This is a genomic window from Lacibacter cauensis, from assembly GCF_007830055.1.
GTDB classification, from domain to species: domain Bacteria; phylum Bacteroidota; class Bacteroidia; order Chitinophagales; family Chitinophagaceae; genus Lacibacter; species Lacibacter cauensis.
The window spans coordinates 160,146-184,999 of the sequence record NZ_VLLE01000006.1 but is presented as its reverse complement, the minus strand read 5'-3'; the positions used below and the strand labels follow the sequence as shown (position 1 = coordinate 184,999).

Sequence of the window (24,854 nt, the reverse complement as noted above, 5' to 3'; positions counted from 1 at the left end):
TTTACCGGTGAACGGGACCAATTTTACGATAAGCTTGACAGTTACGGTCTTTTACGGACAAGGAATTTTTGATACAACGCAAACAACAGCAGCAATACTGTTGCTGCCAATGCTGCTTTGCTCAACAGATCGCCCATGCGTACAAAAAAGGTTTGACGGCTTGCTGCAGTGATATTCATTTTGGTAGAAGAGGCGGTCCACCAGTTTTGCGGTTGATGTATTTCGCCTGCAGGATCAATAAAACAGCTGATGCCGGTGTTGGCGCTACGCACAACCCATGTTCTTGTTTCAATAGCACGCAATTTGGCATACAGCAAATGTTGTTTGTAGCCGGGTGTATTGCCCCACCATCCATCGTTGGTAATAATGGCAATGATGTTGGCACCTTTGCGTACATACTTACTCATGTATTCGCCATAAATACTTTCGTAGCAAATAGCAGGAGCAAGCACATTGTTGTTTTGTAAGTTGATGGGTGTACGTTCGTCCTGCTTTGCATAACCGCCTGCGGTGCCGCCGAATTTTTCAAACACCGGACCAAGAAATTTTAAGAATCCGGGCAATGTTTCTACGCCGGGTACCAGCATCGATTTGTGATAGATCTGTAACGGCCCGCTGCTGTCGATGAGTAAGCAGGCATTGTACACTTCGTAAAAAGTAGAAGTGCCTTCAATCGGTCTCGCATCGTTCGAAACACGTTCGTTAAACACACGGTAACTTTCAATGCCGGTAAATAATTGCAGTTGCGGATGCCGTTTTAAAAAATCGAAGAGAGGATTGAGGAAAAAGTTTTGTTTCAGATTGGCTTCATCAAAACCATTGCCGGTGTACAACGCAGTTTCGGGCCAAACGAGCAACGTTGTAGTACTGTCGATCTGTGCTTCGCTGAGTTTGATAAGTTGTTGCAGTTGCGCATCGAATGAACCGGTAAATAATTTTTCGTACGGATCAATATTGGGCTGAACAATAACAACAGACGTCTGATGTTGGATGTCTGATGTAGGATTCTTTGCGATAAGCAGCGAGGTAATGATGGGTGTTGCTAATACTGCTGCAATGATTACAAGTGATGAGATACGTACTTCGTACTTTGTATTTCGGACTTCAATTAATTTAAACAACAGCACATTGACCAACAGTACCCACAAGCTGCCGCCGCTGGTGCCGCTGTATTCGTACCATTGTATCCAGTTTGTGCGACCGGCAAATACATTGCCAAGTGTGAGCCAGGGCCAGCTTAAGCCCCAATCCTGCAAATGCAGGTATTCAAAGCTCATCCAGAAAACGATAAAGGAAGTATAGCCGATGAATGAGCCAAAGCGTTTACGCATAAAACGAAACCCCATCAGCGGTATGCACATGAGTAAACTGTTTACAATGATGGCCAGCCATGCGCCCAGCATATCCGCATTCCAGATCCACCAGGTGGTGCTGATGTTCCAGGTGAACATGGCGAGGTACATTAGCCCGAAAAATTTTATACCGCTGTATTCATTCCGTTCAATCAACAGCAACGGAATAAACGCAAAGAAAATGGCGACAGTAAGATTAACTGTTGGCCATGCAATAAAAAACAGCAAGCCGGAAAGCAGCGACAGTAAAACAGGTTGAAACTTTTTCAAGCAAATGGTTTTTGTAAAAATAAGAATGCCCGGCAGAACTGTCGGGCATTTTGTATGTTAAAAGAATTCGATCCTTTTTCTTTTCTCGTCGATCAAAGATTTCGACTGCGCTCAATCTTTTCAGTCCGTCCTTCGACTGCGCTCAGGACTACTGACGATTAGCGTGAATAGTTCGGGCTTTCTTTTGTAATGATCACATCGTGTGCATGGCTTTCTTTCATACCTGCATTGGTAATTTTTACAAACTGTGCTGTTTGCAGCTCTTTAATATTCTTAGCACCGCAGTAGCCCATACCTGCACGTAAGCCACCTGTGTACTGGTGTACAATTTCGCTTACGTTGCCTTTAAACGGTACACGGCCTTCAATACCTTCGGGTACTAATTTTTTAATGCCATCTTCCACGTCCTGGAAGTAACGGTCGCCGCTGCCTTGCTGCATGGCGCCGATTGATCCCATACCACGGTATTGTTTGAATTTTCTTCCTTCATAAATAATGGTTTCACCGGGGCTTTCTTCTGTACCGGCAAACACACTACCCATCATTACAGTTGATGCACCTGCTGCCAATGCTTTTACCATATCGCCGGTGTAACGGATACCACCATCTGCAATTACCGGAATGCCTTTTCCTTTTACAGCATGTGCTGCTTCCATAATAGCGGTGAGCTGTGGTACACCAACACCGGCTACAATACGAGTTGTACAAATAGAACCGGGACCGATACCGATCTTCACAGCATCTGCACCGGCATCGGCCAATGCTTTTGCACCTGCACCGGTACCTACGTTGCCCGCAATCACCTGCAATGTTTTAAATTTCTTTTTCAATCCTTTCAAGGCTTCCATTACACCTTTGCTGTGGCCGTGTGCGCTGTCGAGCGATACCAGATCAACACCTACCTGCTGCAGGGCATACGCTCTGTCGTACAAGTCAGCAGTAATGCCTAATGCTGCGCCAACCAGTAAACGGCCATAAGAATCTTTAACGGCGTTCGGGTGACTTTGCAATTGCAAAATATCACGGTAGGTAATTAAGCCAACGAGTGTGCCATCCTTTTTTACAACAGGCAACTTTTCAATTTTATGCTGACTTAAAATGGTCTTTGCTTTTTTGAGATCGGTTCCTTCCGGAGCAGTGATAAGGTTAGTCGAAGTCATTACTTCGCTCACCTTTTTCTTTCCGTTCGATTCGAAACGAAGATCACGGTTGGTAAGGATGCCGGTGAGTTTGTTGTTTGCATCAACAATGGGAATACCGCCGATCTTATTCTCCTTCATCAGTTGCAATGCATCACCGATGGTTGCATCATGCTTCAATGTAATCGGGTCGATGATAAGGCCACTTTCGCTGCGCTTTACTTTACGTACCTGCGCAGCCTGATCTTCTATACTCATGTTTTTGTGCAAAATGCCCAATCCTCCTTCACGGGCCAGCGCTATCGCTAAGCCTGCTTCGGTTACAGTGTCCATTGCTGCAGACAGCATGGGAATGTTGAGTGTAATGTTTTTGGTGAGCTGGCTGCTGATGTTTGTTTCACGTGGTAAAACCTGGCTGTAACCCGGTATTAACAATACGTCATCGAACGTTAAACCTTCACCGAAAAATTTACTTTGGATTGCTTTGTTGAGAGAGGAAGAATTTCTTGTTGCCATGTGCAAAGATAAGGTGGCAGTGGTATTGCTTCCAAATCGGTCTCGTAAGCGACCTTTATACCCGCTTTTACGTATGCCGTTTACCTGTTAGTAGTATTGGGGCAGGCAATTGCAAAAGATAGTTTTGCGCTGTGATAAAGCACCTTTAAATCTGTCTTTACGAGAAGAGTTTCGGTTTTCCGACAACTGTCATCTTCTGCAAAAGGGATGTACGAGGCGCTGCAAAAATCAATCTATTTTAAAACAACCAAAACATGAAAAAGATTTTATCTGTTCTCGCAATTTCGTTCAGTGTAGTATTTGTAGCCTGTAAAGGCGATCAAGGTCCTGTGGGTCCAACAGGCCCTGCCGGCGCAACCGGTTCTACAGGTGCAACCGGAGCTACCGGTCCTCAAGGGCCGGCAGGCGCAACAGGTCCACAGGGACCCCAAGGCCCGGCAGGTGCAACAGGTCCGGCAGGTGCCCCCGGTACACCGGCACAAGTTGTATATTCTGCTTGGGTAACCAGCCCGTTTGCACAACGTGATACAACCATCGACGGAACTTGTGTACGTGTAAGACATATCAATGCGCCATCATTAAGTACCACAATCCTTACACAGGGAACAATGATTACTTATTTCCGTGTAGGTTCAATCGGGCCCTACCAGTTGCCGTATATTTCTGATGCAGGGGGCGCTACCAACCAGATCAATTGTATTTATAACCTGCAAAAGATATTTGTGTACAGGCATACGTATAACACTTGTCGTTTTACTTCTGCGGTTCCTGAAGCGTACCCTGGACAACCTGTGTTGATTAACCTGCCGCAATCGCTGGAATATCGTTACATATTAATTCCCGGATTAATTGCAGGTGGTCGTTTTACAAGCGGACCGGCAGCAGGGTATTCTGTAGCTCAGTTAAAGGAAATGAGTTATCAAAGAATAAAAGAACTTTTCGCTATTCCTGAAAATGGTACCAACGAAAAGAATAAATAAGTTGTTTCAGTATTTTATAAAAGCGTCTCCTGGAGGGGACGCTTTTTATTTTAGCATATACATTTTTCCTGGTAAGCTGCTAACAATACCATTCATCTCCAGCATTAATAATGCAGCAGCAACTGCACTGCTGCTGATGGCTGTTTGCAGATTAATTTCATCAACATGCAGTTGTTCGTGTTGTTGCAGCAGGTCAACTATTAAACGTTCATCGGTAGTGAGATCAACGAATAGTTTTTTCTGAATCACTTTTTTCTTTTCCTGTTCTTCCCAACCCATTTGCTGGATTATGTCTTCGCCATTACGGATGAGTGCAGCCTTATTGCTTTGAATTAGATAATTGCAGCCTTCGCTTTTACTGTCGGTTGTTTTGCCGGGTACGGCAAATACATCCCGGTTGTAATTGTTGGCAAGGTTGGCCGTAATCATACTGCCGCCTTTGTTGCCGGTTTCAATAACAATGGTTGCATCGCACATGCCCGCAACAATGCGGTTGCGTGTAGGAAAGTTGTGGCGATCGGGTTTTGTTTCTTTTCTGAATTCCGTTAACAGTCCGCCGCCTGCTGCAATCATTTCTTTGGCCAGTGTGGTGTGTTGCGATGGATAAATTTTATCGAGCCCGTGTGCCAGAACACCCACTGTTGACAATTGCTGTTTCACGCAAAATTTATGTGCAATGGCATCAATGCCATAGGCCAGACCGCTTACAACCAAGGGTTGCAGTGGTTGTAACGTAGTAAGAATTTTCTCTGTCATTTGCTTTCCATAATCGGTATTGCTCCTGGTGCCGATGATGGAAATGATTTTTGCATGATTGAGATTGACGGTACCCCTGTAAAACAACAATGTGGGTGGATCGTAGCAATGCAGCAAACGTTTCGGATAATCTTCGTCGGTTAAGAACAGGGGTTTGATCTTGTACTTTTCAATAAAGCTGATCTCGTCTTCCTGTTCTTTAAACGCATCAAATGCTTTAATGCTTTTTGCCCGTACTTCGCCAATGCCTTCTATTTTTTCGAGTGTTGATTTTTTTGCTTTGAAAATGGCTTCGGCAGTGCCTAACTCATCTGTAAGCGTACGTGCATGTACAGCGCCGATATTGGGCACCTGGGTTAAAGCAAGTTGGTAAAGCAGGTCGGTGTTCATCTTGTTTCCAAGATAACAAAAAACTATTTCGCTACAACCTTCAACTCTGTTCGCCTGTTTTTTGCACGACCCTGTTCGCTGGTATTATCTGCCACCGGTTTTGTTTCGCCAAAACCTTTGCTGCTTAACCGATCGGCTGCAACGCCTTTGTACAGAAAGTAATTGATGACCGCTTTTGCACGGTTGTTCGAGAGCGTAAGATTATCTGCCGGTTTACCTACATTATCGGTGTGGCCGTTGATTTCAATTTTCAACGTTGGGTTGTCCTTCATCAGCTGTACTACTTTATCGAGTTCAATCATCGATTCCGGTTTAAGTTCTGCTTTGTTTACATCAAAGAATACATTCTTCAACACTACACTTGCATTTACTTCAATCGGTATTAAAGGAATGTTGATGGTGTAAGTAGTGTCGTTGCCAGATGTCTTAAGCGAAAAGTTTTCGGAGTAAAACAGGTATCCTTTACGGTTTACATTAAACGCATAGTCTTTACCGGTAGGAAGTGTAATGAGGTAATTGCCCTCTTCATCGGTTTGCACTTTGCTGATGGTTTGTGCCGATGAAAGATTGATGAGCTCTACTGCAGAAGGTAATCCTTGTTTTGTTTTTGCATCAAACACATTGCCTTTTACCCATAATGTTTTGTACGGACGTGCATGCTCAGGTAATTCAAAACTATACAGATCCAAACCTCCACGGCTATCGTTGCCATCGCTTGCATAATAAGCGGTTTTGCCATCACCTGCAATCATCAACGAACCTTCATCATCAATGGTATTAACAGGGTAACCGAGGTTCTGCGGTTTCTCCCAACTGCCATCATCTTTCTTCCGCATGAAGTACAAATCGGTACCACCATAACCGGGGTGACCGTTGCTGGTAAAATAGAATGTTTGGTTATCGGGGTGAATGAACGGACAACTTTCATCGGCACTGGTGTTTACTTCGGGGCCCATGTTGCGTGGCGTGCCCCATTGTCCGTTTGGCTGCAGGTAACTCACAAACAGATCACTGCCGCCAAAGCCCGATGGATCACGTGCTGCGAAATACAACGCACGTTTGTCGGGCGATAAGCTGGGCTGACTTTCCCAATACTCGGTATTAATGATGCGGCCCATGTTGATGCGTTCGCCCCAGCCATTTTTTGTTAAGTAAGAAACATACAGATCGCAACTGCCTTCACCATCTTCCATATTACAACCGGTAAAGATGAGCATACGCCCATCCTGCGAAATAGTTTGTGCACCTTCGTTTTCCTCGGTGTTGAGATTGCCGGGTAAAGGTTCGGCTTTGCTCCAAACGCCGTTTCTTTTTTCACTGATGAAGAAATCTTCCTGGCCAATCCGGCGTGTAAACACCAAAGTGTTGCCGTCGATGGTTGCAGATGGGAAATACTCCAATTGTTTGCTGTTGATGCTGTCGCCTAAATTCTGCGGAGCAAAAACATAGCTTGTTGCAGGCATCGATTTTTTATAGTCAATTGCAAATTGATAGGTGCGTTTTCTGTACTCAGCCGATTTGATGGTTCGTTCGTTTAAGTTTGGTTTTTGAAGGAAGCGATTGATAGCTGTCAACGCATCTTCAAAATCGCCGTTACCTGCATATGCAATGGAAATGGGCAGTAAAAATGTAACACAGTACACCGAGTCGAGTTCTGTTGCTTTGCGATAGAATTCAACCGCCTGTTTGTATTTTTTTTGTTCGGAAAAAACGCCGGCTTTGCTCAAGTAGGCATCTACAAATTTTACATCGACTGCAATACATTCATCCAGCAGCTGCATGGCACGGGTGTAGTTTTTTACACGTGCTTCGTTAATTGCTTCGCCGTATTTGTAACCAAGTTTAGTATTTACTTTTTGCGGATCGTACCATTGGGCAGAAGTGGAGAGTGCTGCAAATACACATAGTAAAAGGCATAGTTTTTTCAGGAGCATTGAATTCATAGTTCAATATACGAAGATTCAATGGAGGGGCTGTTAAAGCAGTGTTGAATTTAGGAGGTGCTCAAATCCCGATTTCGCTCAGGACTAGGGTACGTTAATGTACTTGTGTACCTGCAAACTTAGTTCCCATTGCGGGTTTACTTTGATATAGTCGATGATGAGTGGCGTAACCTGTGCGGCTTTATCCCACTCGGGCTGCAGGTATAATTTGCAGTTGGGCGAAACCTGTGCGGCATATGTTTCGGCCCAATTAAAATCGCTCTTGTTAAAGATCACCACTTTTAATTCGCTGGCATGTGGCACTACTTCGGGCAGTGGTGCTTTAAATTTTTTAGGCGAAAGACAGATCCAATCCCATTCGCCACTTAACGGTGAAGATCCCGATGTTTCAATATTGGTTTGAAAGCCGGCTGCATGAATCGCTTTTGTTAATGCATCTAAATTATGCATCAGCGGTTCTCCGCCGGTGATAACAACGATCGGAAGGTTGGAATTTTGGAACTTGGGATTTGGATTTTGGAATTTGGTTGTTGTTTCTTCCTTCAGCTTTGCAACAATTTCACCCACACTAAACTTCGGATGTTTTGCTGCATCCCAACTATCCTTCACATCGCACCAAACACAACCTACATCGCAACCGCCGAGGCGAATGAAATAAGCAGCACGACCCTGATGGAATCCTTCACCCTGTAAGGTGTAAAACGATTCCATTACAGGCAATACCTGTTGCGTTGTATCAATCAACAATTCATTCATTTGAAATACAAAGTTAGTGCAGCTTACAGTTTACTTACGTAAGCGTTATAGGTATTCATCAGTAAACCGGCAATGGTCATTGGTCCAACGCCGCCGGGTACCGGTGTAATAGCGCTGCTCTTAGGAGCAACTTCATCAAACTTTACATCGCCTTTTAAGGCAAAGCCATTTTTCTTTGTTGCATCGTTCACACGGGTAATGCCTACGTCAACAATTACAGCGCCTTCTTTCACCATATCAGCAGTTAAGAATTCGGCCTGGCCTAATGCTGCCACTATAATATCGCCCTGTAAGGTCATTTCCTTGAGGTTGGTTGTTGCAGAATGGCAAATGGTAACGGTGCAGTTGCCGGGGTAGGCTTTGCGGCTGAGCAAAATACTCATGGGTGTACCCACAATATGGCTGCGGCCAATCACTACAGCATGTTTGCCTTTTGTTTCAATTTTATAATGTTCGAGGAGGAGTAAAATGCCATACGGTGTTGCAGGAATAAAGGTTGGTGTACCGGCAACCATGTTGCCCACACTTACCGGGTGGAAGCCATCTACATCTTTTGAAGGATGAATAGCGCTGATCACCTTTTCATCGCTGATGTGTTTGGGCAAAGGCAACTGCACAAGGATACCATCAATAGCAGGATCGTTATTGAGCAGTTCAATTTCTGCCAGCAATGCTTCTTCCGAAATATCATCGGGTAAACGTTTCAATGTAGAACCGAAACCAATTTCGCCACAGGTCTTAACTTTTGAAGCTACATAGGTTTCACTGGCGCCATTATTACCAACCAGGATGGCTGCCAGGTGCGGGGCTCGTTTACCTTGTTGCAATAAAGCACTTGTCTTTTGTTTCAGATCTTCTTTAATGGCTTGGGCTGCCAGTTTACCGTCGAGTAGTTGCATGCCGCAAAAATAACGCAGCCGGGCCTTGTTTCCATTGAACCGTAAAAATTAAAATTGATGCAGGTTGCACACGGCAAATAAAAACTATAAATTAGTCTAAAACCTAACCTGCTTGAAACATTTTCTAACCTTCACCTGCATTGTAGCTATCCTTTCTCTAAAAGCACAAACTGTACGACAGCCATTATTGGCAAGTTATCCGGGAGCCGGCGCTTACAGCAAACAATTCGCAGATGCGTTTTCGTTTACGGTTAATCCGGCCGCACTGGCCAATCTCCAACAAAGTGGAGCAGGGGTGTACAGCGAAAGGCGTTTTTTGCTGCATGCGTTTAACCAGTATACAGCGGTAGCTGCTTTACAAACAAATTCCGGTTCATTTGGATTGCAGGCCGATTATTTTGGTTATGCCAATTATACCGAAACACAGTTGGGGTTGGGTTATGCACGTTCGCTCGGAAAAAAAGTTGATATCGGTGCGAAATTCAATTATTACAGTCTGCGTATTCCTGCCTATACCTCTGCTTCTGCTGTTCATTTTGAAGCCGGCGTATTGCTGCATTTGAGCGAAAAACTGCATGCAGGGTTTAGTGTGTTCAATCCAGTAGGAGGGAAGCTGAATAAAACAACAAATGAAAAACTTGCATCGGTGTTCAGAGGTGGATTGGGTTACGAAGTGTCGGATCGTTTTTTTATCAGTGCTGAAATTATTAAAGAAGAGAATAAAAATACCGGTGTGAATGCCGTGTTTCAATATGAGCTAGTTAAACAGTTATTGATCCGGGCAGGAATTAATACAGTTAACACGCAGCCATTTGCAGGTGTTGGTTTACGGTTTGGAATGTTCAGGGTTGATGTAGCGACAGCCTATCATCCGCAGCTGGGTATTTCACCTGCAGTGATGATTTTGTTTGCGGGTAAACGAAAAGAAAAAGCCAACGAATGAAAATGCACCTGACCATATTGTGTATGATGTTAACCATTGCAGCAAATGCACAGGAAACACAAACCACCGAACAACAGATTGAAAACATTACCGAAGTAAACGAATCGGAAACGGAAGATGATTCGTACCTGCAAGCACTTCGGCTGTACCAGCGCAACAAACTCAACTTAAATACTGCTACCGAAGCAGAGCTGAAAGAGTTTCCTTTTCTTTCGCCGTTGCAACTGGCCAGTTTTTTTACATACAGAAAACTGTTTGGCAAATTCATCAATATCTACGAATTACAAGCTATCCCAACATGGGATTATGAGTTGATCCAGAAAATGCTCCCGTATATTATGGTTGGACCTGCGTTATCGTTGAAAGAAGATATGGGTTCCCGGCTGAAAGACGGAGAGCATACCATCCTTTCAAGATTAACTTATGTAGTAGAAGAAGCAGAAGGTTTCAGACGAAAGAAAGATACGGCTGCCACCAGTTTTTATCCGGGTGGAAGGGAGCGGGTATTGTTCCGATACAAATACAATTACAAAAACCTGCTGCAGTACGGTATTACCGCCGAAAAAGATCCCGGTGAACAATGGTTTAAAGGCGCACAGAAAAACGGGTTCGATTATTATTCTGCACACTTGTTCATCCGCAATGCTGGCATCATTAAAAGTTTTGCCTTGGGTGATTTTACGGTGAACATGGGGCAGGGGTTAATTCAATGGCAATCGCTGGCATTCAAGAAAAGTGTGGATGTGCTGAATACAAAGAGACAGGCATCTATCTTACGCCCATTCAATTCGACAAATGAATATTTCTTCAACAGAGGTGCAGGTATAACCCTGGAAAAAAATCATTTTCAACTGACAGGCTTTGCCTCGTTCAGAAAAGTAAGCGGCAACCTCACTGTTGATACGGTGAGTTCCGACGATTATTTTACATCGCTTATCACATCGGGCTTGCACCGAACACCTAACGAACAGGCCGATAAAAATGCGGTGCAAATGAATTCGTACGGTGGAAACATCAGCTACAATAAAGGCGCATTGCATATTGGTGCCAATGCGGTGTACTTTCAGTTCAACCGTCCTTTTGTTCGTGAAGATCAGCCGTACAACAATTTTGCTTTTCGTGGTCGGCAATTAACCAACGCCAGTGTTGACTGGAGCTATACCTGGCGTAATATGCATTGGTTTGGCGAGGCGGCCAATCATAACGGTAACAATTATGCCATGATGAGTGGTTTACTTGTAAGTGCCGACCCGAAGGTTGATCTCTCCTTTGTGTATCGCAGTATGCAAAAAGGCTATCAATCCATTTTTGGCAATGCGTTTACAGAAGGTACCTATCCCACCAATGAAAAGGGATTGTTTGCAGGAGCTTCTATTAAGCCCAACAGTAAATGGCGGTTGGATGGATATATGGATTTTTACCGGTTTCCATACTTACGTTTTCGGATTGATGCACCCTCGAATGGACAGGATTACCTGGTGCAGTTAACACATCGTCCGAATAAACAACTGGAAATCTATACACGTTTTCGCCAGGAGAGTAAGGCCCTCAACTACACCGGCGATGGCGAGTTGATAACAGCATTAGTGAAACCGGTTACCCGTAAAAACTGGCGCACCCAAATTCAGTTCAAAGTAAACACATCCATTACGTTGCGTCAGCGGTTTGATGTGATGTGGTACGATTTGGGCGGACCGCTGGAAAGCAGGGGCGTTCTTACTTTTTTCGATGTGTTTTACAAACCAATGCTCAAACCTTTTTCGGCCAACATGCGTCTGCAATATTTTGAATCGGATGATTACAACAGCCGTATTTATGCCTATGAGAACGACGTTCTTTACGGGTTTTCCATCCCTTCGTTTTCCGATAAAGGTTACCGTTATTACCTGAACGTTAACTTCGACTTAACGCAAAAACTATCTTTTTGGCTACGTTGGGCACAAGTAATTTATGCGGGTAAAACTATTATTGGTTCGGGGTTGGATGAAATTTCAGACAGTAAAAAATCGGATATTAAGCTTCAATTCTCATTCAGGTGGTAATTTTTTCCTTTAAATGCAGCTTATATTAAAATATGCTTGTCAATGGACGATATAAACCTTTAGAAAAAATTAACATTTTTTTGTTTTTTTTCCTAAAGCCTTATATTTGAAAACGTTTTTAACTAAATCAATCAACATGAGAAAATTTGTACTGCTGCTTTTTGCAGCTGTTCTTTCTTGCGCTTCTCTATTAGCACAAGAAAAAAAGATTACCGGAAAGGTAACAGATGATTCAGGCGCTCCAATCGCAGGCGCTACCGTGATCGTTAAGGGTACAACAAATGGTACCTCAACCGATATTAACGGTTCTTTTAGTCTTAGTGTTAGTTCATCTGCCAGAACTTTAACTATTTCGGCAGTTGGTTTTGAAGTGCAGGACGTTTCTATCGGTTCACAATCTTCATTTTCTATTTCATTGAAGTCTTCTGGTAAAGAAATTGGCGAAGTAATCGTAACCGGTGTTGCGGGTGCTACTACTAAGAAGAAAATGACTGTGTCTGTAACCAAGGTGGGTGCAGAGCAATTACAAACTGTACCTGCGTCCTCTGCAGCAAATGCATTAGCTGGTAAAGTAGCTGGTTTAAAAACTTCATCAGTAAACGGTAACCCTGGACAGGGAGCTGATTTGTTATTAAGAGGTGACAATAACCTGAGCACAAGTTCAGCTCCGCTGATTCTTGTGGATGGAGTTATTATGTCGGGTAGTCTTGCAGACATTAATATCGATGATGTAGAATCAATAGAAGTAGTGAAAGGTGCTGCAGCTTCAGCTTTATATGGTTCTCGAGCTGGAAATGGCGTTATTTCTGTTATTACTAAGAGAGGAAAAGGGCTTGCTGCCAATAAACCAGTCATTACAGTTCGTAATGAATTAGGTATGCAAAACCTTTCACATTATCTGAAAACATCTGAATCTCATTATTATGCATTAGCCAGTGACTGGCAGACTGCACAAGGAAAATATACCAAGTATGCTGGTGTAACTTACCCTGCGGGTTATGCTGATGCAGGATATCATCCTGGAATTAGCGGTTCAAGAGCAATAGATGCAGATGGTTATATGGATAATCCTTATGGTGTATATCGTAATCAACAAGCAGAGTTCTTTAGAACTGGGTTGAATATGGTAAACTTTATTTCTGTAGCAAACCGTACGGAAAAAAACAACGTTTATCTTTCGTTCGAAAATAACAAGCAAGAAGGTGTTGTTAAGCTTACCGATGGCTACCAACGTCAAAATTTCCGGTTTAACATCGACCAAAATATTACGCCTTGGTTGCGTTTCAGTGCTTCAAATCTTTGGATTAACAGGGCTTCGAGCACTGCAGGTTCTTCAAGTGGGCTCTTTTACAATATTGCACGCATGGAGAAAGACGTAAATTTATTTGCTCCGAATCCTGATGGGCAACCTTACTACTTACGTATCAATAATTTCAATGCGGAGATTACAAACCCTCTGTACCCTTTATATAAACAAAAGAATTCATCAAAATCACGCAGATGGCTAGCGAACTACAATGCGAATATTAAGTTTACTGAATGGGCAGATTTGGATGTTGTTCAAACCATGGAAATTCAGAATGACCGATCTTCTTCAATCAACCCTCAAGATACATGGACAAGATCTGGTGGAACTGCAGCTACAATGGGCATGTCTTACACACAAGGAGGCATGTCGCAATCAACCAGCGAGTCAAAAGTAAGTAATACACAAGTTACACTCAACTTAGGGCATAAGTTTGGAAACTTTTCAGCTAGAGGAAAATTATCTTATCTCTATGAAAATAGACATTATGAAAGCAACTATATTAGTGCTTCTCAGTTCCGTATTTCAGGTATAGAAAACTTCGAAAACTTTTCAACCATTAACGACGCTTCTTCGTATATCGAAAACGAAAAGGCTCAAAACTACTTCGCTATCTTAGGTATGGATTGGAAAGAGAAAATCCTTTTTGATGGAATGTTTCGCTACGATGGCTCATCCTTATTTGGTAAGGACGCACGTTGGAATCCTTACTACAGAGCTTCCGCAGCTTATCGCCTTTCTGAAGATATCAAGATAAAAGGAATTGATGAGTTGAAAATTAGAGCCGCTTATGGAACAGCCGGTATTCGTCCAGGCTTTGATTGGCAGTACGAAGTTTATAATCTGTCAAATGGTAATGCTGTTGCAAGCCAAAAAGGTAACACATTCCTGAAGCCTTCACAAACAGAGGAAAAGGAAATAGGGTTAAATGTAGATTTCTTAAAGAAATTCAGCCTTGAAGTAACATATGCGATGTCAACAACAAAAGATCAATTCCTCAATGTTCCTTTGATCCCATTCTTAAATGATGGTTTCAATAGCCAGTGGCAAAATGCAGGTACAGTAAAGTCAAACACTCTTGAGTTTACATTTGGTGCAAACTGGATCAAGAAAAAAGATTTTTCTTGGAAAACTAATGTAGTATTCTCAAGAGTACAGCAAAAGATCACCGAATTGCCAATTGCTCCTTATTTGGCGGGAGGCCAGGACTTCAATGGTGATCAGAATATGTTCTACATTAAACAAGGAGAGGTTTATGGTGCAATTTATGGCTACCGCATGGTGAGAACTTTGGATGAAATGGCAACTCAGCTTCCTGCAGGTAAAACAATTGCTGACTATGTTGTTAACAGCGAAGGTTATGTAATTGCAAAAGGAACCGAAGGGAAACCCAATGAGTTGCCGATTAAGAAACTGAATGCCGATGGTTCTTTGTGGTATGGCAAAATTGGCAACGGTAATCCTGACTTTGTTGCTGGTATTTCAAATATTCTTACGTATAAAAACTTTCAGTTTTACCTCCTTTTAGATTGGAAACAAGGCGGAGATATTTACAATGGTAAAGAGCAACGTTTAGTATTTAACTACATTAGTCAAAAGCAGGATATGACAAATGTTCCTGCTGATCAGAAGAAAGCAGCCGCCTATTGGGGAGCTGGCATGTATGATGCAAACAATGCTAACGCATACTGGGTAGAAGATGGTACTTATGTAAAAGTTCGTGAAGTTTCTTTAGGCTATACAGTACCGTCCAAGGCTTTAGGTAATATTTTTAATGGTTTTGTAAAAGGAATCAATGCCAAAGTCGTTGGCAGAAATCTTTTAACATTTTCAAAATATTCTGGCTACGATCCTGAAGTGGGAACAATCAGATTCCCTGTGGATGGTATCTATGCTAATCCAATTTACAGAAACGTTGCGTTTTCTCTTCAGTTTACATTCTAATACTATAAACTATTTGATATGAAAAAAATCAATAAATACCTGCTTTTTTTAGCCCTTCTTACAGTAGGGGCATCAGGTTGTAAAAAGAACATTTTGGATGTTCCAAATGAAAATGATCCGGATTTCAAAAAGGTATATGCAAAAGGCGAAGATGTTGAGAATGTAGCTGCCGGTCTTTTCAACACTGTTTTTCATGGAGAACATGATTTTACAGGTGTTCAAATGATGATGGCTGTTGCTGCAGATCATGTTACCTGTTCTTGGGGTAATGCTGGCATGCGAGATATGTCATGGGAGCCTCGTAACAACGGCTGGAATAACTCTCCGAGCTATGCTAATGGTACAGTGCTAAAAGCAACATATGATAAAATGTACTCTGCCATTTCAACAGCAAGTTTAGTCATCAAAGCTATTGATGGTGGGGTGAAAATTGGCGATAACGGAGCTGGCAATACAAGAGCACTTGCAATGGCTCACTTTATACAAGGAGTGGCTTATGGTAACTTGGCTCTTCTGTTTGATAAAGCTCATGTTGTTGATGAAAAAACAACTGTTGAAGGTAAGCTCGAAACTGCAAAACCTTACAAAGAGGTAGCAGCAGCTGCAATCGCTTATCTTGAAAAAGCAATTGCAGAGTCCAACTCTTCGTTTACAATACCCACTAACTGGCTTGGCTCACCAACAGCTGTTTCAAGCGCAGATTTCAAGAAAATGTGTAATACAGCTGCAGCCCGTATCCTTTCATATCTTCCAAGAAACAAAACAGAGTTAGCAGCTACAGATTGGGCTAAGGTGAAAACTTATGCCGACGCTGGTATTACCTCTGATTGGAAGGTTGTAATGGACGGAACGAGTACTTGGTATTTTGAAGCAGGAGATTATCTTACTTACCCAGGTTGGGGCCGTACTGATATGTATGTTGTCAATCTTATGGATCCAACTCAGCCTAAGCATTGGGATGATTCCCCAACTTTCCCACATCCCCCTGCATCAACAGCACCAATTGATCAGCGATTAAACAGCGATTTCCAATATCTTCCTTCAAACGACTTTTTAGCAGCTCGTGGTTACTACCACTTTTCCAACTATCGAAATAAGCGTTATGATGCTATTTATGTAGCAGCAATTGGGGAAAAAGCTGAAGTAATGAAGGCTGAAAATGATCTTTTAAAAGCTGAAGCTCGTGCATATACTGGTGATTTAGCGGGTGCTGCAGCCATTATTAATGCAGGTACACGTGTTACTAGAGGTAATATGACTCCGGTAGGTGCTGTGCTTGCCGATATAATAAAGGCTATTCACCACGAAAGACATGTTGAACTTTATACAACTGGTATGGGTATCCAGTTTTTCGAAATGCGTAAACAGAATCTCTTGCAGAAGGGTACGCCACTTCATTTCCCTATTCCTGCTAAGATTTTGGAATTATTCCGTTTAACTCCGCCATTCTATACTTTTGGAACTGAGGCAAAAGCTGACGGCATTGGTACTTCTAATGCTGGTTGGAGATAATATTTCTCGTTCCTTTTAGAATAAGCCACCTTAATAACCTTAAGGTGGCTTTTTTCATTAATATTGCAGCCCGAACATTTAATTTCATAATCTAACTTTTCATATATGCCATCACTAGAAAACCGTCAGTTTATAGAATTGGAAAAGCCAATCAAAGAATTGGTGGATGAATTGAAAGATTTCCGTCAACGTGCAGAAAAGAATGCGAAGGTTGATTACTCCGGAACCATTGATCAACTTGAGAAAAGTATTATCGCTAAAAGAGAAGACATTACAAAAGAACTCACCAGCTGGCAAAAAGTGCAGCTGAGTCGTCATCCCGACCGTCCATATACACTTAAGTACATCGATAAAATGTGTACCAACTTTGTAGAAATTTTTGGCGACAGAGGAGTGAAAGATGATAAGGCCATGGTGGGCGGTTTTGCCCAGTTGGATGGTGAAACAGTAATGGTTATCGGTCAGCAAAAAGGAATCAATACCAAAATGCGCCAGCTGCGTAATTTTGGTATGGCAAACCCCGAAGGATACCGTAAGGCACTTCGGTTAATGAAGCTGGCAGAAAAATTTAATAAACCAATCATTACGTTAATTGATACACCCGGTGCCTATCCTGGGCTTGAAGCAGAAGAAAGAGGGCAAGGTGAAGCGATTGCCCGGAATATTTATGAAATGATGCGGCTGAAAGTACCTGTAATTTGTGTGGTTATTGGCGAGGGTGCAAGTGGTGGTGCTTTAGGTATTGGGGTTGGCGATAAAGTGTTGATGCTGGAAAATACCTGGTATACTGTAATCTCCCCCGAAAGCTGCAGTTCTATTTTGTGGCGTAGCTGGGAAAAGAAAGAAATAGCAGCCGAGCAATTAAAACTCACTCCCGAACACATGCATAAATTCGGCTTGGTAGATGGTATTGTACCCGAACCTGCCGGCGGTGCACATTGGGATTATGATCTGGCGGCCCAATTACTGAAGAAGGAATTGCTGCCGTTGTTACAGGAGTTAAAAACTATCGATCCGGAAGTGCGTATTAAAAACCGCATCGAACGATACAGTAAAATGGGTTTCTGGGACGAGATCTAAACGTAAATTCAACTTAAAACGATAACTACTTTTTTTCTGGTGTATGAATTATAGAGAATTGCTGAGAGGTACAGGTGTGGCGTTGGTAACTCCATTTAAGCAAAATATGGAAATTGACTTTCCTGCGCTTGAACGTGTCATTAATTATGTAATTGAAAACGGTGCAGAGTATGTAGTAACACTGGGTACTACCGGCGAAACGCCAACTTTAAGCAAGGACGAAAAGATTGAACTGATCCTTTTTACCTATAACATTGTTGCAGACAGAGTGCCTGTTGTTGTTGGTATCGGCGGTAACAATACCTTGTCGCTTATTAAAGATCTGGAAACATTTCCTTTACATAAGGCAGCAGCTGTGCTGAGTGCAAGCCCTTATTACAATAAGCCATCACAGGAAGGTATTTATCAACATTACAAAGCATTAGCAGAAGTATCTCCCAAGCCCATTATTCTTTATAATGTTCCGGGGCGTACCGGCCGCAACATGTCGGCACAAACAACCTTGCGTTTGGCGCATGATTTCAAAAATATCATTGGCATAAAAGAAGCCAGCGGCGATTTAACACAAGCCATGCAGATATTGAAGGACAAGCCAGCCGATTTTCTTGTACTTAGCGGGGATGATAACCTTGCTTTACCACAAATGGCTTGCGGTATGGATGGCATCATCAGTGTAATTGCCAACTGTATGCCGAAGCAGTTTGCTGAAATGGTCCGTCTCTCTTTGCAAAATAATTTTGCGGCAGCTAAATTGTTAAACGATCAAATGCTGGAAGCATACGATTTGCTGTTTGCAGAAAACAACCCAGCCGGCGTAAAAGCATTTCTGGCAGAGCTGGGCTTGATTGATAATCATCTGCGGTTACCGGTTGTACCTTTAAGTGAAGGTTTACACCAATCTGTTGTAAACTATTTGCAGCGTATTAAGTAAGAATCGTATCTTCTGGAGTATGCAATACCGGCTTCAGAAATTTTTCCTGTTTATTTGTTTTTCCATAGCAGTAGCATGCGTTGGTGAGGCACAGTACATCGTCAATTTCAAAATTGAAAATGTGCCTATCCTCCATGTGGGTGACACACTCTATCTCGCCGGCAATTTTAACGATTGGAATCCCGGTTCTGCTTATTTCAAGTTTACTAAAAGTGCTGACGGCAAACTGGTGCATCAGCTGAAGGTTTCTGCAGCAGGTATTCTTGAGTATAAAATTACCCGTGGTTCATGGAGCAAAGTAGAGTGCGCTGCCAATGGGGCTTCTGTAAGCAACAGGGTAGTGAAAATCAGTTCCGATACAACGATCAGTATTGGCATTGATGCATGGGCCGATGATATTCCGAAACGACCTCCTGTATCAACAAGAACAAAGAATGTGTTTGTTGTAGATACTGCTTTTTTTATACCGCAGCTAAACAGCAAGCGACGGATTTGGATTTATTTACCGGATGGTTATGCATGGTCGAAAAGGAGCTATCCTGTTCTGTATATGCAAGACGGGCAAAATTTGTTTGATGCGCTCACATCTGCATACGGCGAATGGGGAGTTGATGAATTGCTCGATTCCATACCCGACCGCAAACAATGGATTGTGGTTGGTATCGATCATGGAAACGACAGGAGGCTAACGGAGTATAATCCATTCGATTCGAAATACGGAAAAGGGGAGGGCGATGCCTATGCCGATTTTTTGGCACAAACGCTCAAGCCGTATATCGATAAGCACTTTCGCACAAAAAAAGAGGCTGCCAACACAGCTGTCGCCGGTAGTTCAATGGGTGGATTGATTTCTTTTTATACTTCATATAAGTATCCCGATGTATTTACCAAAGCGGGTGTGTTTTCTCCTTCCTTTTGGATTGCACCGCAGCTGTATACCGCAGTTGAAGCAAAACCTTCTGTAAAAGGCTCGTTTTACTTTGTTTGCGGCGATAAGGAGAGCAATGAAATGGTGAGTGACATGCAGCGTATGCAAAACCTGTTGCTCCAAAAAGGAAACAGCAAATTAAAGTTCACGGTAATAAAGAATGGCAGACATAACGAAGCCTTTTGGCAGGCACAAATGCCGGAATTTCTGCGCTGGCTTAATCAGTCGAAGTAAACATTTCGCTTAAACCAGGTAAGTGGTGCCTTCCAGCGCTATTTCTGTATGGGGAAATACCTCTTTTGCCTCACGCTCAAACTGGCCGATATCTTCAAACTTGGCTGAGAAATGACCGATGAGTAATCGCTTGTTATTTGCAAGCGATGCAATACTGGCGGCTTGCTTGCTGGTGGAATGGTGTCGTTCTGTGGCTTTTTCGGCCAATGAGGCAGGATAAGTGGTTTCATGGTAAATCATATCAACCTCCTTAATTACCGGCACCAATCCTTCATCGTAAATCGTATCTGCACAAAAAGCGTAGCTCTTGGGCTTCGTATTGGCATCGGTAAGCAATTCATTTTTTACTATTTCACCATTGGCTGATACAAAGTCTTCACCTTTTTGCAGAGAGGGAAACAGACTTGCGTCAATATTATAGGCAGAAACCTTTTCCATGTTAATCTTACGGGGTTGCTTTTTTTCACGCACAAGAAACCCCCAGCATTCAATACGGTGCTGGGTAGGGAAGCATTCTACCGTGTAGTTTTTTGCATCCAGGAGCAGCCCTGCTTTTTCAATTGAATGAAATGTTAACTGAAAGGGCAGGCTTGTGTTGGATATTTTAAACTGTAATTCAATAATTTCTTTTAAAGGCGCAGGGCCATAAACACTCAACGGCTGTATTCTGCCCAAAAGTGCAAAGCTGCTTAGCAGGCCAATTAAACCAAAGTAATGATCGCCGTGCAGGTGCGAAATAAAAATGTGGTTGATGCGGCTGCGTTTTATTTTGAAGTTCATGATCTGGATCTGGCTGCCTTCGCCACAGTCGAACATAATCAGATCGTCGCTGATTGTAACAATTTGCGAAGTAGGGTGTCTTCCGTATGCAGGTATAGCTGAGTTATTGCCAAGTATGGTAACAGCGAGCATGAATTCAGTTGGTTTAGGTTACTTAAACAATGATACGGTTTATTCTTCTCCGAAAAGATCTCTTTCAATTTCTTCCATTTGCACAATGTCCCACGCTTCACTTTCGGTGGGGGTAAAGTTCAGCAGATCAAGTAGCTCGGCTTCTTCAAAAACCGATTCAACAGCGGGAGCCATTTCGCAAACAACAAATGATGTTTCATTGTCGTAAAAATCTTGTTGGCAGTTTACAATAGCCTGCGCTATCGGACTGTCAATACTGGTAACATCTTTTAAGCTCAATACAACATTTTTTATCTCCTTTTCCCGACAGGAAAGCAACAATTGGCTGAATTCCTCTGTCATATTTTCCGAAAGGGTTGGTTCGGCCGGTGTAATGACGTGGAATTTTTCCTTGGTATCAATTTTGACAATCATAGTATTATTAACAGATAGTGTGTAACTTATCGTAAACTTCAGTCAAAATTATTCGTTATAATTGTAAAAACCGAATATCCGTTATGGATCATAATTTTTCAACACAAGTAAAGGAAATCATTTCGTTCAGCAGGGAAGAAGCGTTGCGGCTTGGAAATGATTTTATTGGTACCGAGCATCTCGTTTTAGGGATGATTCGGGAAGGAGAAAACACTGCCATCAAAGTATTAAAAAACTTACAGGTTGATTTATATGAACTGCGAAAGGAAATTGAACTTGCTGTAAAAGATAAAACAGGCAAGAATATCGCAAACATCAACAGTCTTCCTTTAACAAAACAAGCAGAGAAAGTAATACGTGTTACTGTACTCGAAGCTAAAGCATTAAAGAGCCCGCAGGTGGAAACAGAACACCTGATGCTATCCATTTTAAAAAACAAGGAAAACATCGCAACCCAGATTTTGAACCAGTTCGAAATTGATTACGATATTTTCAGAAACGAATTAGGTATGGTAAAATCAAATGATCCAAGAGCAGAATACGATGATCCGGGAGAAGAAGATTTCGATGACGAAAAATCGAAATACGCTCAATCACGTTCAAAACAACCGGCTGGAGCGAAAAGTAAAACACCGGTGCTGGACAATTTCGGAAGAGACATTACTCGTTTAGCAGAGAACGGTGCATTAGATCCGATTGTTGGTCGTGAAGATGAAATTGAACGTGTATCGCAAATCTTATCCCGTCGTAAAAAGAATAATCCCATCTTAATTGGTGAACCAGGTGTTGGTAAAACAGCGATTGTAGAAGGGTTGGCATTACGAATTGTACAACGCAAAGTTTCCCGAGTGTTGTACGATAAGCGTGTGGTGTCGCTCGATCTGGCAGCATTGGTTGCAGGTACAAAATACCGTGGCCAGTTTGAAGAGCGTATGAAAGCTATTATGAATGAGCTGGAGAAAAACAGAGATGTGATTCTGTTTATTGATGAAATTCATACAATTGTTGGAGCTGGTGGCGCTAGCGGTTCACTCGATGCATCCAATATTTTCAAGCCGGCTTTATCAAGAGGTGAATTACAGTGTATTGGCGCATCAACACTGGATGAGTACAGAATGTACATTGAAAAGGATGGAGCATTAGACCGTCGCTTCCAGAAAGTAATTGTCGATCCGCCAAGTATTGATGAAACTATTCAGATTCTTCATAACATTAAACCAAAATATGAAGAGTTCCACAATGTAGCTTATAATGATGAGGCTATTAGCGCCTGCGTAAAGCTGAGTGATCGTTATATGACCGATCGTTTATTGCCCGACAAAGCGATTGATGTGTTGGATGAAGTAGGTGCACGTGTGCATCTTAAGAATATCAATGTGCCGCAGGAAATACTCGACCTGGAGAAGAAGATTGAAGATATTAAGCAGGAAAAAAATAAAGTGGTTAAAAGCCAGCGTTTTGAAGAAGCTGCTTCATTGCGTGACACAGAGAAACGTTTGGGCGAAGAGCTTGAAAAAGCGAAAGCGAAATGGGAAGAAGAAAGTAAGCATAAACGCTATCCCATCGACGAAGAAGCCATTGCAGAAGTGGTGAGTATGATGACGGGTATTCCTGTTAAGCGTATGGTACAGGCCGAAACAGAGAAGCTCCGTAAAATGGCAGATGAGTTGCAAGGTGCTGTAATTGGCCAGGACGAAGCAATCAGCAAAGTGGTGAAAGCTATACAGCGCAATCGTGTGGGCTTAAAAGATCCCAAGAAGCCGATTGGTACATTCATCTTCTTAGGTCCCACAGGTGTTGGTAAAACAGAGTTGGCAAGAGCGTTGGCCCGTTACATGTTCGATAGCGAAGATGCATTGATCCGCATCGATATGAGTGAATATATGGAGAAGTTTACCGTAAGTCGTTTAATTGGCGCTCCTCCCGGTTATGTAGGTTACGAAGAGGGTGGTCAGTTAACAGAACGTGTTCGCCGTAAGCCTTATTCAGTAGTGTTGTTAGATGAGATTGAAAAAGCGCATCCGGATATTTACAATATTCTGTTGCAGGTGTTGGATGATGGGCAGCTTACAGATGGCCTTGGCCGCAAAGTTGACTTTAAGAATACGCTCATCATCATGACATCGAATATTGGTGTTCGCCAATTAAAGGATTTTGGTGAAGGTGTAGGTTTTGCAACGGCTACTCGTATTCAGAACGCTGAGGAAAACAGCAAGGCTGTTATTGAGAAAGCGTTAAAGAAAACTTTCTCTCCTGAGTTCCTGAACCGTATTGACGATGTAATGATCTTTAATTCACTTACGAAAGAGCATATTTTCAAGATCATTGATATTTTAATGAAGGGTGTAAGTACACGTTTGAAGAACCTTGGTTTTTCACTTGAACTTACAACTGAAGCAAAAGAATTTATTTCTGATAAAGGATACGACTCGCAGTTTGGTGCACGTCCGTTGCACAGGGCTATTCAGAAATACCTGGAAGATCCGTTAGCTGAAGAAATCCTGAACATGAATATCAAAGAAGGCGATGTTGTAATTGCCGATTTGGATAAAGAAAATCAGTTGATTAAGTTCTCGTTTAAAGAAAAGAGCAAGAAATCAGTCAAGTCATCTGATAACTGATTATAAGTTTTCATAGAATAAGAAAGTCTTCCTTCAGCAAGGAAGACTTTCTTATTTTGCAGCCTCGATGGAGACCAGGAAAATAAATATTGCAATAGACGGATTTTCTTCTTGCGGCAAAAGCACAATGGCGAAGCAATTAGCGAAGAAGTTGAACTATACTTATGTTGATAGCGGCGCCATGTATCGTGCAATTACTCTTTATTTTTTACGAAATCATATAGACTGGACAGATATTACAGAGGTCGAAGAGGCATTAAAAAATATCAGCCTTTATTTTAAAGTAAATTCCCAAACAGGTATCTCAGAAATACATTTGAACGACGAAAACGTAGAGTATGTAATCAGGGATCTTGTAATTGCTGAAAAGGTGAGTGAAGTTGCAGCGATAAGACAAGTGCGGGAGTTTGCTGTAAAGCAGCAACAGGAAATTGGTAAACAAAAAGGCGTGATCATGGACGGTAGAGATATTGGTACAACTGTTTTTCCGGAAGCCGAGTTGAAAATATTTATGACAGCGGATATTGCAGTTAGAGTAGAGCGTAGGTTTAAAGAATTGTATGCTAAAAACCCGAATGTAACTATTGAAGAGGTGAAGACTAACCTTGAAATGCGGGACTATATTGATTCCAACAGGGAGTTTAGCCCATTGCGCAAAGCTGATGATGCAATAATAATTGACAATACCAATTTAACGCCTAATGAACAGTTAACCAAGGTGTTAGATCTTTTTAAAGTAGCGTTAAACAAGAATATTTCGCAGTAAACTATTATTTCGAGTAGAAAAAATTTGTTATTTCCAATATGAAATATACATTTACAGCATAATCCATCCCTCCGGTAAAACTCCCTTAAATCCATTCATCCTGCTGACCGTGTCCAATTTCCCCAATTAATTTCTTTTAATTTCTGGTTATACTGTCCATCTTCCTGTGATGAGCTATTCCGTTTCACGGAACAGTAATCACTATATCCTCTATTGAATT

Annotated in this window: 18 protein-coding genes; 10 read left to right on the top strand and 8 right to left on the bottom strand. The window is 42.2% G+C overall.

The annotated features are described in order from the left end of the window. Window positions 1–41: 41 nt before the first annotated feature. A complete protein-coding gene (gene lnt / locus IQ13_RS17420; RefSeq protein WP_144887911.1) occupies window positions 42–1,622 on the bottom strand; it encodes an apolipoprotein N-acyltransferase in 1,581 nt (526 codons plus the stop codon). 158 nt (window positions 1,623–1,780) lie between these two features. Continuing rightward, window positions 1,781–3,277, bottom strand: a complete 1,497-nt coding sequence (gene guaB / locus IQ13_RS17415) for an IMP dehydrogenase (protein ID WP_144887910.1) — start codon at window positions 3,275–3,277, stop codon at window positions 1,781–1,783. A 254-nt stretch (window positions 3,278–3,531) separates the two neighbouring features. On the opposite strand from guaB, the gene IQ13_RS21410 reads away from it, so the two are divergent. Beyond that, a complete protein-coding gene (locus IQ13_RS21410) occupies window positions 3,532–4,257 on the top strand; it encodes a collagen-like triple helix repeat-containing protein (protein WP_158637430.1) in 726 nt (241 codons plus the stop codon). A gap of 45 nt (window positions 4,258–4,302) precedes the next feature. On the opposite strand, the gene dprA is transcribed toward IQ13_RS21410, so the two are convergent. From dprA to IQ13_RS17390, 4 genes are all read right to left on the bottom strand, one after another. After that, window positions 4,303–5,403 carry a DNA-processing protein DprA gene (gene dprA, locus IQ13_RS17405; RefSeq protein WP_144887909.1) on the bottom strand — a complete coding sequence of 367 codons (1,101 nt, stop codon included), beginning with the start codon at window positions 5,401–5,403 and terminating at the stop codon, window positions 4,303–4,305. Between the two features lie 23 nt (window positions 5,404–5,426). Next, window positions 5,427–7,346, bottom strand: a complete 1,920-nt coding sequence (locus IQ13_RS17400) for an OmpA family protein (protein WP_242009583.1) — start codon at window positions 7,344–7,346, stop codon at window positions 5,427–5,429. An 84-nt stretch (window positions 7,347–7,430) separates the two neighbouring features. Then, entirely contained in the window at window positions 7,431–8,102 is a 672-nt protein-coding gene (locus tag IQ13_RS17395; protein ID WP_242009582.1) for a 7-carboxy-7-deazaguanine synthase QueE, read from the bottom strand. 23 nt (window positions 8,103–8,125) lie between these two features. Beyond that, entirely contained in the window at window positions 8,126–9,001 is an 876-nt protein-coding gene (locus IQ13_RS17390; RefSeq protein WP_144887908.1) for a bifunctional 5,10-methylenetetrahydrofolate dehydrogenase/5,10-methenyltetrahydrofolate cyclohydrolase, read from the bottom strand. 112 nt (window positions 9,002–9,113) lie between these two features. On the opposite strand from IQ13_RS17390, the gene IQ13_RS17385 reads away from it, so the two are divergent. From IQ13_RS17385 to IQ13_RS17355, 7 genes are all read left to right on the top strand, one after another. After that, on the top strand, window positions 9,114–9,944 hold the full coding sequence (locus IQ13_RS17385) for a PorV/PorQ family protein (RefSeq protein WP_144887907.1): 831 nt from the start codon (window positions 9,114–9,116) through the stop codon (window positions 9,942–9,944). Further along, the gene (locus IQ13_RS17380; protein ID WP_144887906.1) at window positions 9,941–11,986 is read left to right on the top strand and encodes a ComEA family DNA-binding protein; all 2,046 of its coding nucleotides are present in this window, start codon (window positions 9,941–9,943) and stop codon (window positions 11,984–11,986) included. Before IQ13_RS17385 ends, IQ13_RS17380 begins: the two co-directional genes overlap by 4 nt. A 136-nt stretch (window positions 11,987–12,122) precedes the next feature. Beyond that, window positions 12,123–15,236 (top strand): SusC/RagA family TonB-linked outer membrane protein, encoded by a 3,114-nt coding sequence (locus IQ13_RS17375; RefSeq protein WP_144887905.1) that lies wholly within the window; start codon window positions 12,123–12,125, stop codon window positions 15,234–15,236. A gap of 18 nt (window positions 15,237–15,254) precedes the next feature. Further along, window positions 15,255–16,748, top strand: coding sequence for a RagB/SusD family nutrient uptake outer membrane protein (locus IQ13_RS17370; RefSeq protein WP_144887904.1), 1,494 nt, complete (start codon window positions 15,255–15,257; stop codon window positions 16,746–16,748). A gap of 105 nt (window positions 16,749–16,853) precedes the next feature. Beyond that, a complete protein-coding gene (locus IQ13_RS17365) occupies window positions 16,854–17,828 on the top strand; it encodes an acetyl-CoA carboxylase carboxyltransferase subunit alpha (RefSeq protein ID WP_144887903.1) in 975 nt (324 codons plus the stop codon). Window positions 17,829–17,871: 43 nt separating this feature from the next. Further along, window positions 17,872–18,759 carry a 4-hydroxy-tetrahydrodipicolinate synthase gene (gene dapA / locus IQ13_RS17360; protein ID WP_144887902.1) on the top strand — a complete coding sequence of 296 codons (888 nt, stop codon included), beginning with the start codon at window positions 17,872–17,874 and terminating at the stop codon, window positions 18,757–18,759. Window positions 18,760–18,778: 19 nt separating this feature from the next. Further along, window positions 18,779–19,921 carry an alpha/beta hydrolase-fold protein gene (locus IQ13_RS17355; protein ID WP_144887901.1) on the top strand — a complete coding sequence of 381 codons (1,143 nt, stop codon included), beginning with the start codon at window positions 18,779–18,781 and terminating at the stop codon, window positions 19,919–19,921. Between the two features lie 9 nt (window positions 19,922–19,930). On the opposite strand, the gene IQ13_RS17350 is transcribed toward IQ13_RS17355, so the two are convergent. Continuing rightward, window positions 19,931–20,833: a ribonuclease Z gene (locus IQ13_RS17350; protein ID WP_144887900.1), complete on the bottom strand. Its 903-nt coding sequence runs from the start codon at window positions 20,831–20,833 to the stop codon at window positions 19,931–19,933. 39 nt (window positions 20,834–20,872) lie between these two features. Beyond that, window positions 20,873–21,247 carry an STAS domain-containing protein gene (locus IQ13_RS17345; RefSeq protein WP_144887899.1) on the bottom strand — a complete coding sequence of 125 codons (375 nt, stop codon included), beginning with the start codon at window positions 21,245–21,247 and terminating at the stop codon, window positions 20,873–20,875. 83 nt (window positions 21,248–21,330) lie between these two features. On the opposite strand from IQ13_RS17345, the gene IQ13_RS17340 reads away from it, so the two are divergent. Both IQ13_RS17340 and cmk read left to right on the top strand, forming a co-directional pair. Then, a complete protein-coding gene (locus IQ13_RS17340; RefSeq protein WP_144887898.1) occupies window positions 21,331–23,868 on the top strand; it encodes an ATP-dependent Clp protease ATP-binding subunit in 2,538 nt (845 codons plus the stop codon). Window positions 23,869–23,935: 67 nt separating this feature from the next. Next, a complete protein-coding gene (cmk, locus tag IQ13_RS17335) occupies window positions 23,936–24,634 on the top strand; it encodes a (d)CMP kinase (RefSeq protein ID WP_144887897.1) in 699 nt (232 codons plus the stop codon). The last annotated feature ends 220 nt before the right edge of the window (window positions 24,635–24,854 follow it).

Excerpts from the sequence above, each read along its gene's own strand:
- guaB (WP_144887910.1), bottom strand. The coding sequence starts at position 3,277 with ATGGCAACAAGAAATTCTTCCTCTCTCAACAAAGCAATCCAAAGTAAA.
- IQ13_RS21410 (WP_158637430.1), top strand. The coding sequence starts at position 3,532 with ATGAAAAAGATTTTATCTGTTCTCGCAATTTCGTTCAGTGTAGTATTT.
- dprA (WP_144887909.1), bottom strand. The coding sequence starts at position 5,403 with ATGAACACCGACCTGCTTTACCAACTTGCTTTAACCCAGGTGCCCAAT.
- IQ13_RS17400 (WP_242009583.1), bottom strand. The coding sequence starts at position 7,346 with ATGAATTCAATGCTCCTGAAAAAACTATGCCTTTTACTATGTGTATTT.
- IQ13_RS17395 (WP_242009582.1), bottom strand. The coding sequence starts at position 8,102 with ATGAATGAATTGTTGATTGATACAACGCAACAGGTATTGCCTGTAATG.
- IQ13_RS17390 (WP_144887908.1), bottom strand. The coding sequence starts at position 9,001 with ATGCAACTACTCGACGGTAAACTGGCAGCCCAAGCCATTAAAGAAGAT.
- IQ13_RS17380 (WP_144887906.1), top strand. The coding sequence starts at position 9,941 with ATGAAAATGCACCTGACCATATTGTGTATGATGTTAACCATTGCAGCA.
- IQ13_RS17375 (WP_144887905.1), top strand. The coding sequence starts at position 12,123 with ATGAGAAAATTTGTACTGCTGCTTTTTGCAGCTGTTCTTTCTTGCGCT.
- IQ13_RS17370 (WP_144887904.1), top strand. The coding sequence starts at position 15,255 with ATGAAAAAAATCAATAAATACCTGCTTTTTTTAGCCCTTCTTACAGTA.
- IQ13_RS17365 (WP_144887903.1), top strand. The coding sequence starts at position 16,854 with ATGCCATCACTAGAAAACCGTCAGTTTATAGAATTGGAAAAGCCAATC.
- dapA (WP_144887902.1), top strand. The coding sequence starts at position 17,872 with ATGAATTATAGAGAATTGCTGAGAGGTACAGGTGTGGCGTTGGTAACT.
- IQ13_RS17355 (WP_144887901.1), top strand. The coding sequence starts at position 18,779 with ATGCAATACCGGCTTCAGAAATTTTTCCTGTTTATTTGTTTTTCCATA.
- IQ13_RS17350 (WP_144887900.1), bottom strand. The coding sequence starts at position 20,833 with ATGCTCGCTGTTACCATACTTGGCAATAACTCAGCTATACCTGCATAC.
- IQ13_RS17345 (WP_144887899.1), bottom strand. The coding sequence starts at position 21,247 with ATGATTGTCAAAATTGATACCAAGGAAAAATTCCACGTCATTACACCG.
- IQ13_RS17340 (WP_144887898.1), top strand. The coding sequence starts at position 21,331 with ATGGATCATAATTTTTCAACACAAGTAAAGGAAATCATTTCGTTCAGC.
- cmk (WP_144887897.1), top strand. The coding sequence starts at position 23,936 with ATGGAGACCAGGAAAATAAATATTGCAATAGACGGATTTTCTTCTTGC.